At 64.4% G+C, this 11,577-nt stretch carries 10 protein-coding genes; all 10 read right to left on the reverse strand.

The window, feature by feature from the left end; all coding sequences use genetic code 11:
* Positions 1-8 precede the first annotated feature (8 nt).
* Positions 9-1,520: a glycerol-3-phosphate dehydrogenase gene (locus ACNJX8_RS26190; protein WP_439357240.1), complete on the reverse strand. Its 1,512-nt coding sequence runs from the start codon at positions 1,518-1,520 to the stop codon at positions 9-11.
* On the reverse strand, positions 1,520-2,269 hold the full coding sequence (locus tag ACNJX8_RS26195; protein ID WP_439357241.1) for a class II aldolase/adducin family protein: 750 nt from the start codon (positions 2,267-2,269) through the stop codon (positions 1,520-1,522). The genes ACNJX8_RS26190 and ACNJX8_RS26195 overlap by 1 nt, the downstream gene beginning before the upstream one ends.
* Before the next feature lie 19 nt (positions 2,270-2,288).
* Positions 2,289-3,329, reverse strand: coding sequence for a 2-hydroxyacid dehydrogenase (locus tag ACNJX8_RS26200; protein ID WP_439357242.1), 1,041 nt, complete (start codon positions 3,327-3,329; stop codon positions 2,289-2,291).
* The gene (locus tag ACNJX8_RS26205; RefSeq protein WP_439357243.1) at positions 3,322-4,902 is read right to left on the reverse strand and encodes an FGGY family carbohydrate kinase; all 1,581 of its coding nucleotides are present in this window, start codon (positions 4,900-4,902) and stop codon (positions 3,322-3,324) included. Before ACNJX8_RS26205 ends, ACNJX8_RS26200 begins: the two co-directional genes overlap by 8 nt.
* A gap of 2 nt (positions 4,903-4,904) precedes the next feature.
* Entirely contained in the window at positions 4,905-6,020 is a 1,116-nt protein-coding gene (locus tag ACNJX8_RS26210) for an ABC transporter ATP-binding protein (RefSeq protein ID WP_439357244.1), read from the reverse strand.
* A gap of 16 nt (positions 6,021-6,036) precedes the next feature.
* Positions 6,037-7,143 (reverse strand): ABC transporter ATP-binding protein, encoded by a 1,107-nt coding sequence (locus tag ACNJX8_RS26215; RefSeq protein WP_439357245.1) that lies wholly within the window; start codon positions 7,141-7,143, stop codon positions 6,037-6,039.
* A 4-nt stretch (positions 7,144-7,147) separates the two neighbouring features.
* Positions 7,148-8,005 carry a carbohydrate ABC transporter permease gene (locus ACNJX8_RS26220; RefSeq protein WP_091887484.1) on the reverse strand — a complete coding sequence of 286 codons (858 nt, stop codon included), beginning with the start codon at positions 8,003-8,005 and terminating at the stop codon, positions 7,148-7,150.
* A 17-nt stretch (positions 8,006-8,022) separates the two neighbouring features.
* Positions 8,023-8,949: a carbohydrate ABC transporter permease gene (locus ACNJX8_RS26225; RefSeq protein WP_176945595.1), complete on the reverse strand. Its 927-nt coding sequence runs from the start codon at positions 8,947-8,949 to the stop codon at positions 8,023-8,025.
* Between the two features lie 129 nt (positions 8,950-9,078).
* The gene (locus ACNJX8_RS26230; protein WP_128934684.1) at positions 9,079-10,518 is read right to left on the reverse strand and encodes an extracellular solute-binding protein; all 1,440 of its coding nucleotides are present in this window, start codon (positions 10,516-10,518) and stop codon (positions 9,079-9,081) included.
* Between the two features lie 23 nt (positions 10,519-10,541).
* Positions 10,542-11,540 carry a sugar-binding transcriptional regulator gene (locus ACNJX8_RS26235; RefSeq protein ID WP_128934685.1) on the reverse strand — a complete coding sequence of 333 codons (999 nt, stop codon included), beginning with the start codon at positions 11,538-11,540 and terminating at the stop codon, positions 10,542-10,544.
* Between the last annotated feature and the right edge of the window lie 37 nt (positions 11,541-11,577).

Raw genomic sequence — 11,577 nt, forward strand, 5'->3', positions numbered from 1 at the left:
CAGGCGCATTAGATAAAGCTCGCAAAGGCGTCCTGTTGCGCCGCCGTCAGATGCAAGCCATGTTTGGTACGCCGATCCAGAAAGTCCTGAGGCTCCCTGGCCCACTCGCTCTCGCGTAAAAACGTGGCCTCACGTTCGTAAAAGTCTCCACCGAAATGTCGACCGAGATCGGCCGAGACACGGGCCGAACCAAGCAGTTCGCGCGCCCGCGTGCCATACAGGCGCGCATAGTGGTGGATCAGCTTGCGCGGAAGGTCGGAATATTCGCCTGCCAGCTGGACGATAAAGGCGTCGAAGTCACCACCGATGTCGCCGCCGGGCAGCGGCCTTCCCGCCGTCCAGCCCGGCGACATCTTCGGAAACCATGCCTCAAGTCGCTGCAACGCATGCTCCGCGAGCCGACGGTAGGTCGTGATCTTGCCACCGAAGATCGAGAGCAGCGGCGGCACGCCCTGCTCGCCGTGAACCTCGAAAACATAGTCGCGCGTCACCGCAGACGGGTTTTCGGCATTGTCGTCATAGAGCGGCCGAACACCGGAAAATGCATGGACGATCTCCTGCTCCGACGGGGGGACACGAAAGTAACGGCGCAACACGCCGAGCAGATAGACGATCTCGGTGTCATCGATCGCGACGTCCTCGGCGCGGCCATCATAGGAGATGTCCGTCGTGCCGATCAGTGCGAGGTCTTTCTCGTAAGGATTGACGAAGATGACGCGACGGTCCTCGTTCTGGAGCAGATAGGCTTGCGCTCCGCTCCAGAATTTCGGCACCACGATATGGCTGCCCTTGACCAGCCGCACATTGTGCGACGAATTCAGCCCGACGACATCTTGCACAACGTCCTGGACCCACGGCCCCGCCGCATTGACCAGCGCGCGCGCCCGGACGGTGTGCCTGCCGCCGCCGTCATCCCCCTGCATCTCCAGCTGCCATGCGTCACCTTCCCGGCGCGCACTTAGGGCGCGGGTGCGGGGCAGGATGATGGCGCCGTTGCGCGCGGCATCAACCAGATTGAGGATCACGAGCCGTGCGTCATCGACCCAGCAGTCCGAATATTCAAAGCCACGCCTGAATTCGGAGCGCAGCGGCGCGCCCTCCGGCGAATGCGCAAGATCGAGACCCCTGCTCGACGGCAGCCGCTTGCGGCCGCCGAGATGGTCGTAGAGAAACAAGCCGGTGCGGATCAGCCAGGCCGGCCGCTGCTCCGGCGAGTGCGGCAGCACGAAGCGCATCGGCCAGATGATGTGCGGCGCGGACGCGAGCAGCACCTCGCGCTCGATCAAGGCTTCGCGCACCAAGCGAAATTCATAATATTCGAGATAGCGCAAACCGCCGTGAACGAGCTTGCCCGAGCGCGACGAGGTGCCTTCCGCAAAGTCACCCTTCTCGCACAGCAGGACCTTCAGGCCGCGGCCCGCCGCATCGCGCGCGATGCCGGCTCCGTTGATGCCACCGCCGATTATCGCGATGTCGACCAGCCCACGATCCCTGCCCGCGTGCGGCGCAGCCTCCGTCATCACGTCCTGCTGCGCTTCTTCTCGATCCGTTGTCGCGCGGCCGCCCTTGCCGATGCGCCTGCCTTACCCGGCTTTGCCTTCGACGCCTTGGATTTGGGTTGCTGGAGGCCATAGGTTGAGAAGCCCTTCGCCGTGTCGGCGATCTCCGCTTCGTTGAGAATGTGAGGCGATCCCAATGCCAGCGAGAGGTAATATTGACGCGCGATGGTCTCGAGCTCGACCGCCAGCCACATCGCCTTGTCGAGGTTGGCGCCGACCGCGATCATGCCATGATTGGCCAGCAGGCAGCCGTTGCGGCCTTCGAGCGCGGCGAGCGCCAGCTCGGATAATTCCGCCGTGCCGTAGCGGGCGTAGCCGGCGCAGCGGATGTCATTGCCTCCGAACGCGGCCATCATGTAGTGGCAGGCGGGGATCGGCTTGCGCGCGATCGCAAGCACCGTGGCGTAGGTGGAATGGGTATGAACGACGCTGCCGACGTCGGGGCGGCCGCGCATGATGTCGAGATGGAAGCGCCATTCGGTCGACGGCTGCAACGGCCCATCCCAGGAGCCGTAGTCACTTTCAAGCGGCATCGAGGCGATCATCTCCGGCTTCATCGCGTCATAGGGCGTCGCCGACGGCGTGATCAGCATCCGATCCTTGTAGCGAGCGGAGATGTTGCCTGACGTCCCCTGATTGAGCCCTGAAGCGTTCATCCATCGGCACTTGGCGATGATCGCCTCGCGCAACTGTCGCTCCTCACGGGTCATGGCAAGATACCTTTCGTCTTCAGCACGGATTGAGCGGCGGCTCGCCGGCGAGATAGCGGCGAACCTCTTCGGCTGCCTGATCGGCAGCAATGGTGACGGTGCGCAACGAGGCCCCCGCAATGTGGGGCGTCAGCGTGACGTTGGGCAGCTGCAGGAGCGGCCAGTCGGCCGGCACCGGCTCCACGGCAAAGGTGTCGAGCATGGCCCCGCCGAGCCGTCCGGCGGAGAGCGCCTCGTAAAGCGCCGTGTAGTCGACCAGTGGCCCCCGCGCCGTATTGATGAAGATGGCGCCCGGCTTGACCTGCGCCAACGCCGCGCGATCGATGAAGCCGGTAGTCTCGGCGGTCACCCGCGCATGCAGGCTGATCACGTCGGCGCGCGCCAAGAGCTCGCTCAAGCCGACGTGCTCGACGCCGTCATTGCGATCCTGCGCGCTGAGCTGGACGTATGGGTCCGTCACCAGGATCCTGCACCCGAATGCCTTGAGCAGTTTCACCACGCGGGTGCCAATCGCGCCATAGCCGACGATGCCGACGGTCATCTCGCCGAGCTCACGCCCGGTGCGATCGGCGCGATAGAGATCGCCGCGCCATTCGCCGCCGCGTAAGGATTCGTGCCCGCTGCGGATCAGGCGCGTTTCGGCGAGAATGGCGCCGATGGTGAACTCGGCCACCGCACTGGCATTGCGGCCGGGCGTGTTGACCACGAGCACCTTGTGATCGCGCGCTGCCTGCATGTCGATGTTGACCGGGCCGCCGCGCGACACCGCAATGAATTTGAGGTTCGGCAGGCGCTGCAGCATCGATCGGGAGATCGGCGCGAGATGCGTGACCAGCAGCGCAGCGTCGCCGATGAAATCCGCGACCTCGTCGGGGTCGCCCATGAACTCCTTCAATCCGTCGAGCTTGGAGCCGGCATAGCCGTGCTCCATCGGCTCGTCCGGCCAGGGTTGCTCCAGGACGCGGATGTCGATGCCGTTGCCGCAAGCCGCCGTGATCCGTTCGGCAAAGACGCTCGGCAGCATGAAGCGGTCACCGACGATGGCAATGGTCTTAGGCATGACCGGCTCCCGCACGCACGGCCGCGAGTTGCTTCCAGACCGGCCGCGTCGCGAGCCTGGCCTCGAGATAGGCCGGAAACAGCCGCGCATAGCGCGACACCAAGGCCGCATCCGGCGTTTGCGGCGCAGCGAGATACGGCCGCACCCACACATCCGCACAGGCCGCCATGTCCGGATAGAGGCCGGTCGCCACTGCCGCGATCATGGCGGCGCCCGCAGCTCCCGCTTCGCCGCGACTACAGACACGAACGTTGCATTCCAGCGCAGCGCCAAGGATCGCGCCGAGCGCCCGGCTTCGCGCCGCGCCACCGGTGATGCGCACGTCCCGCGGCAGCGCGCCCATCGCGGCGTAGCAATCACGGGCGGCGAAGGCGAGCCCTTCCATGACCGCGCGCATCAGATCCCAATAGCCGTGGCGTGTGCGCAAGCCCAGGAATTGCGCACAGGCTTCATGGGCGACGAATGGACCGCGCTCGCCGGCATCGGAAATGAAGGGATGGAATAGGAGCTCGCCGGGCCGCGCCTCGAGCACGTGGTCGTCGAGTCGACGGATCAGGTCGGCGCGCGAACGCGTAATGCCCTCGGCGGCGAGCAGGTCGCGCGCGAGGTCGAGGAGCCAGTCGATGTTCAGCGTCGCCGCCATGTTCGATTGCATCTGGGCATAGTGACCGGGGACCGGAAACGGCATGGTATAGCCGGTCGCCTCGGCGTTGAGGACCACCGCATCGGCGCTTGGCGCCAGCCGCATATGCATGCCGGTCGAGCCGATGATGGTGCAGCCGACATCCGGCGCCGGATCGTAGAGCCCGGCCCCCAGCGCATTGCAGATGACGTCGACATAGCCGAGCGAGACCGGAACGCCCTGCGGCAGTCCGATCTCGAGCGCTGCGCCGGCATTCAGCGGATGCGTGGTCACGACGCCGTCGACGACGTCCGGAAACAGGGCCATGCAATCGGCGATTCCGATCAGGCGCGCCGTTTCCGCGTCAAAGCGGCGCTTGCGGAAATCGCCGCAGGAGAAGGTCGCCTCCGACGGATCGGTTGCACGCTCGCCGGTGAGCAGGAAATAGAGCCAGTCCTTGCAATGAAAGGCCGTGCGGGCGCGCGACAGGCTCTCGGGCGCATGCGCCTGCAACCAGGCCAGTTGCGGCCCCTGCTGGCAGGCGTTCAGCCCCGAGCCGGTCCGCCAATAGAGCGCCGCATTGCGCTCGCTGGCGCGGATGTCCCCGACGAGACTGGCCGCGCGCGAGTCGAGCCAGAGCAGCGCCGGCGCGACGGGACGCCCATCATCGTCGATCAGCCAGGTACCATCGCCCTGCCCTGTCACCGCGATGGCGGCGAGCCGTGAGGCAAGATCGGGTATCGCCGCTCCCAGGCCGCGCAGTGCGGCGACGGTATCGTTCCAGGTCCGCGTCATGTCCTGCTCGACATGTCCGCCGGCCGACGTCGTGTAGCTGTTCGGAAGCGCGTATTCGCCGAGCTGCCGGCCATCGCGCGTGAACGCGACCGTCTTGATCAAGGAAGTGCCGGCATCAATGCCGATGATGACGTCGCGGCCCCGCGCGGTGCTCATGATCAGGCTGCCTCCGCGTGGCGAATGCAGTTGCCGTCGGCGCCGAACACATGAAGGTGCCGCGTCTCCAGCGCGAAGGGAATAATGTCCCCGGGTCGCGCGGCGATCTTGTTCGGCGTCACCGCGATGAGGAGACGGCCCTCGCGTTCCCCTGCGACATGCGACTGGTCGCCGAGCCACTGGTTGGAGACGACGCGCACGCGTACATCCCCGTTGCCGACGGAGATCTTCTGCGGCCTGATGCCGATCCGGACGCGCGGGCTCTCCTCGAGCGCGCGGCGCGCGGCCGGGTCGAGCGTCTGCCCGTCGAGCTGGAACGCGACATCCGGGCCGATCGAGAGACGAAAGCCGCCGTCGGCGCGGGCGACTTCGGTCTCGAGCAGGTTCATCGGTGGCTCGCCGATGAAGCTCGCAACGAACAGGTTCGCGGGATGATCCTTCAACTCCCGTTCGCTTGCGAACTGCTGAAGCACACCATCTTCCATGACCGCGATACGGTCGGCGAGCGCGCTCGCCTCGGTCTGATCATGGGTGACGAATATCGCCGTCATCCCGCGCTCGGCAAGCAGCCCCTTGATCCGGCCGCGCAGCACCGCGCGGAGCTGCGGCTCGAGCTGGCCCATCGGCTCGTCCAGCAGATACAGATCGGCATCGCGCACCAAGGCGCGCGCCAGCGAGACCCGTTGCTGCTGCCCTCCGGAGATCGAGCGCGGATAGCTGTCGAGAATGTCCTCGATTTCCACCAGCCGCGCGATCGCCTCGACCCGGCGGGAGACCTCGCCATGCGAGAGCTGCTGCGCCTTCAAGGCGAAGGCGATGTTTTCGCGAACCGTGAGCGGCGGGTAGAGCGAATAGCCTTCAAAGGCCATCGCCACCTTGCGCCTCGCCGGCGGCAATTCGTCGATCCGGCGCTGGCCGAGCCTGATCGTCCCCGCGGTGACGCTCTCGAAGCCCGCGATCATCCGCAGGGTCGAGGTCTTGCCGCAGCCCGACGACCCCAACAGCGCGACGATCTCCCCCTTGTCGACCTCCATATCCAGCGCGCGCACGGCGTGAACCGGCGGCTTGCCGCGGCTCTGGTAGACCTTGTCGACCTTCCTGATCTCCAGCACGCCCATCCTCACAGCGCTCCCATCATGCCGCCTGCCGCCGAGGCGACAGGTCCAAACGCAGGCCTGTCGTGCGGTCAAACAAGAGAGCCGCCTCGGGCGCGAAGCGAACGAAGACGCCATCCTCCGCACTTGCCATGGCGGAGTCCTGTGGCAGGGCGGCCAGCCATTCGGTCCCGTCGGAGAAGCGTAGAAGCAGCACGGCTTTTTCGTGCATCGGTGTGATGGCGACGATGCGCGCCGGAATGGCATTTTCGCTTGGTTGGCGGGTGATGACGAGATCATCCGGGCGCACGCCAAGCCAGCACGGACCATGATCGACGGCCGCACGGTCGGCGGTATCGAGACGAACGAACGTCCCCGCCACCTCCGCGCTGAGACCGCCCTGCCCTGCGGCCGGCTCGACCTCTGCCAGATTGATGCTGGGATCGCCGAACAGGCGCGCGACGGCAACGGATGCCGGCCTGACATAGATCTCCTCGGGACGCGCGACCTGCACCAGATACCCGTCGACCAGGACCGCGATCCGGTCGGCGATCGCCATCGCCTCCCGATAGTCCTGGGTGACATAGAGCACCGCAGCCGAGCTCCGCCGGAGCAGGCTCGGCAGTTCGAGCCGCATCTCGTAGCGGAGTTTGGCATCGACGTTGCGCAAGGGATCATCCAGCAGCAGCACATCGGGATTGCCGATCAGCGCGCGGGCAAGTGCGGTGCGTTGCTTCTGCCCGTTCGACAATTCGCGGGGCATATGGCCAAGCACATGCTCGATCTTCAGAAGCCGGCTGATCGACTTGACCCGGCTCGCGACTTCGGCCGCGCCCGCCCTGGCACGCAAGCCGCTTGCGATATTGGCCTGCGCACTCATGTGAGGAAACAGGGCGAAGTTCTGGAACGCCATGCCGATCCCACGGTGCTCGGGCGGCGCCCCCACGATCGATTGACCGCCGACCAGAATGTCGCCTTCGTCCGGTTCGAACATGCCGGCGATCATGCGCAAGAGCACGGTCTTGCCGCTGCCGGACGGGCCGAACACAGCGACGATCTCGCCGGGTTCGACGGCCAGCGAAACATCCTCGGCGCAGCGGACCGGGCCGAATGACTTGCCGACAGCGTTGAGCTCAAGACGCGCCATGGCCTCAGCCTTTCACCGCACCGAGCGACAAGCCTTCCACAAGATAGCGCTGCGCATAGAGCGCGAGCAGCAGGGTCGGCGTGACGGAGAGCACGATCGCCGCTGCGATCTGGCCGTACTGAATGCCTGAGGCGGTGACGAAAGCCAGCGCACCAACAGTCACCGGCTGCTTGTCGGCCGAGGCCAGGATCAGCGCGAACACGAAATTGTTCCAGCAGAAGATGAAGGAGAGCAGACCGGCCGCCGCGATGCCGGGCCCGGCGAGCGGCACCGCGATCCGTGTGAACGCCTCGCGCCAGGTATGACCGGCAAGACGATAGGCGTGCTCGATGTCCGGACTAATGTCCTCGAAATAGCCGCGCACGATCCACAGGATCAGCGGCAGCGCGATGAGCTGATAAACCCAGACGATGCCGAAATACGTGTCGTTGAGCCCGAGCTGCTGGTAGTAGAGCGACAGTGGCAGCAACACCAGCAGTGGAGGGGCGAAGCGAAACGACAACAGCGTGAATGCGATGGTTTCGCCGAGCCGAAACTTGAACCGCGCAAAGGCGTAGGCCGCGGGCACGCCAAGCAGCAAGGCAAGGACCACGGCTGCGCTCGACAGCGCGAAACTGTTCACGAGGTTGCGCATGAACGATATTTCGAGATTGCCGGCGGCGGTCCGGAGCTGTCCTGAAATCAGCGCCTGGTAATTGGCGAGCGTCGGCTCGAAGAGGATGCGCGGCGGAATCCGCAGGATCTGCTCATTGGTCTGGAACGACATCAGGAAGATCCAGACGATCGGAAACATGAAGAAGACGAGCACAAGCGCGAGCGCGACGCCGCGGAAGATACGACCTGCGAGACTGGAATGATCCATCGCCGTCTTCCCGTCCCTCACGCGTGGCCGTGGGCGCGCGCCCGCAGCCGCAGCCAGTTCTTGATGAAGATGTTCGAGAGGATATTGGTGATCAGCCACAGGATCATCAGCAACGCCGCCGAACGTCCGACATTGGTATATTGGAAGAATTCGAGATAGGCCTGGACCTGGAACACCATCAGCCGATCGCCGGGGCCGCCTTGTGTCATCGCGTAGACGATGTCGAACTGCTGGATCGAATCCAGTAGGCGAAACAGCGAGGCGGTGATGATGTAGGGCGCAAGCATCGGTAGTGTGATGCGGAAGAAGACAAAGCTTGCCGGGACACCATCGAGCGCCGCGGCTTCGAACGGCTGGCGCGGCAACGAGCGCAAGCCCGCCAGGAGCAGGATCATGATGAAGGGCGTATAGACCCAGACATCCACCAGCACCACCGTGAACAATGCAGTCGAGGGATCGGATGCCCATTTGAAATCATGCACGCCGAACAGGCTCACGAGATAGGATAGGATGCCGAAGCTCGGGTTGGTCATGAGCTTCCACATCAGCGCGGCGATCGCGGGCGCCGTCATCAGCGGCAACAGCAGGACGATCGACACTGCGTTATGGAAGCGTGTGGGACGCCGCAGCAGCAAGGCGATGCCGAGGCCGAGCAGCAGTTCGAGCACCACTGTCAGTGCGGTATAGATGAGCGAGATGCGAAGCGTATTCCAGAACGCGGGATCGGAGAGAAAATCGATGTAATTGTCGATCCCAATGAAGCCGCGCAGATATGGCAGGTTCAGCCGGTAGCGCTGGAGCGAATAAACTGCCGCCGTCACGAAGGGAACCAGGATGGCGATGCAGACGAGCAGAGCCGGCAGGCTCAGCACATAGGGCAGCATCCGCCCGCGCAGCCTCGTGGTGCGGCGCGGTAGCACATTCGTCTGGGACAATTGGACCATGCTCATGACGATACCGGATCACGCATTGGCTTCAACACCGCCGGCCCGGATCGGATAGGCGTTCCGAACCGGCGGGTTGGCGTGGCGCGGAGGAATCGGGCACCACGCGAGGCGTCGATGGCGGCAAAGTCAGCCAAGACCTGCCTGCTTGAGCTGACGATTGATGCTGTCGGCTAGCTTGTCGAGCCCCTCGTCTACGCTGACCTCCTTCGCCACCATCTTCTGGAGCGAGGCGGCCCATTCCGTCGTCAGGTCGAAGAACAACGGCTGGGCCGTGAAGTAGATCTTGGCCCCAGGCGAGGACAGATCATGCTGCTCGAGATAGCCCGGATAGGACTTCGCGATGCGGTCACGGAATTCGCTGTCTTTCCACACCGACGCGCGCACCGGATTGACGAAATCCATCTTGCGGGCTCCGAACAGATCGTGCTCGGTCGAGGCTGCCCATTGCATGAACAGCCAGGCCGCGTCCTTCTGCTTGGAGAAGCTGGAGAGCGCGAGCGACCAGATCCAGACGTTCGGCGTCGGCGCCTTGGCGGCCGGATTTGCCGCGAACGGCGCGTAGCCGAGATGACCCCTCTCCTTATTCTCGCCGCCGTTCATGAAGTAGCCGAGAATGTCGGCATCGAAGATCATGCCGGAGGCGCCGGCGCCAAGGTCCGTGCCGACCTGGTACCAGGTGTAGGTCGACCAGTTCTTCGGGCCCGAGGTCTGGATCATCTTGACCCATTTCTCGTGGAACTCCTTGGAGGCCTTGGTGTTCATGGCGGCCTTCAGCTTGCCGCCTTCCATCACGAAATCCTTCTGGCCGAAATTCGAGTAGGCGGACAGGAATCCGGGATGGATCGTGGCCCAGGAGCGTGAGCCGCGGACGCCGACGCCATAAGGCCCGCCTGCATCCTTGGTGATCTTGGCGGCGACATCGAGCATCTCGTCGAGATTCTTCGGCGGCTTGACACCAACCTTGTCGAAGATGTTGCGGTTGTAGGTGATATTGTTGAGCTCATAACCCCAGGGAATGCACCATTGCTTGGCCTTGCCCGAGCCGAGCTCGGAGCCGGCAACGCCGTCCCAAGCCGTCGAGGACCGAAGGCCGGGGAGCACGTCGTCCCAGGCAAAGGCCGGGTTAGTCTTTGCGGGGTCCTTGATATAGGCGTTGAGATCCTCGATCCAGCCGGCCGGACCGTAGGTCCAGGTCATGTAGGCACCGGTCATGAAGGCGTCGTACTGGTCCGATTTCGAGGACAGCGCCGCGGTGACCTTGTCGAAATAGACATCCTCCGGGAAGATATCGTAGGCGACGTTCATCCCCGTAAGCGACTTGAAGGCTTCGATATCGCCAATCATCGCATCGACGTAGGGGTGCTTGTTCAACAGCAGCTTGACGGTCTTGCCGCTATAGGCCTTCCAGTTGAAGTCCGCCGCCATGGCCCGCGACATCGCGGCGACGTAGGCGGAGTTGGCGGCAACGCCGGCGATGCCGAGCTTTGCGGCACCATCCAGCAGATCACGCCGGCTGATGCGCTTGGCGGCGTAGGAATCGAATAGATTCTTCTCGCGATCGTGCATGAGTAACCTCCCGTTATGAGCGTTTACTTTCCCTTCCGACCTTTATTCCTGGTCTTGGTAGTCTTGCCGGATGTTGCCTCCGGCTTTTCCGTCGCGAGGGCCTGAGCGGTTGCCTCGTCGATGATGAGACCGTGCAGGAGACGGCTGCGCAGCACCGCGCGCAGAGCCGTGACCTTGGCCAGCCCGCCGCCGATGGCGACGATGCGATGCTTCCTGAGGTCTGCCGCTTCCATCGAAGTTGCGCGCGCCGACAGGTCGATGTCGAGCACTTCGCCATCGGCGTTGAAAAAATGCCCAAGCAGGTCGGCGCAAGCGCCGGCACGCTTCAATTCGACGACCTCGTCCGGCCTGATCATGCCGCTCGAAACCAGGAAGCCTTCGGCATGGATTTGTCCGATGCCGACGAACAGGAGTGAGGCCTTGCGCGCGAGCGCGAACACGTCCGCGATGCCATATTGCTTCATCAACACGGCACGATCGGCGACCGAATTGGCGAACACCGGCACCGGCAGAAGATAAGCCTCCGCCCCGGTGCGCTCCGCCAGCCGATGAATGACGTCGAACGGATTTGCGGCGAATTTCCGCGTCAATCCGCCGAGCAAAGAGACGAATTGCACGTCCCGCGCCGGCGTCTGCGGCAACTGCTCGACGACCGCGGCGAGCGTGCGGCCGTGACCGACGCCGATGATCTTGTCCTCGCCGCGCTCCAGGACCTGCCGCAGGAAGCTCGCGCCTTCGAGCGCCAGCGCCTTCAGCGGCAGGTCGCCCTCGCCGAGATCCGGCGCGACGCGGCAGAAAGAAAGGCCGTAGCGCTCGGCCAATGTGTTCTCCAGCGCGACGCATTCGGCCACGGGCCCCTCGACGAAGACGCGGATCATGCCCTCGCGGCTCGCGCGCGCGATCAGCCGGTGCGCCTTTGTGCTCTGGATGTTGAGGCGATCGGCGACCTCGGACTGGGTCAGCCCGGCGGCGAAATAGAGCCACGCCGCCCGCGTTGCGAGCGACGCCTCACCGTCAACCATCGGCAGCCTGTCGGAAGGTATCGCCACGCCGGAAAAG

Origin of the sequence: Bradyrhizobium sp. SPXBL-04 (genome assembly GCF_051853035.1) — a bacterium.
Classification (GTDB): Bacteria; Pseudomonadota; Alphaproteobacteria; order Rhizobiales; family Xanthobacteraceae; genus Bradyrhizobium; species Bradyrhizobium zhanjiangense.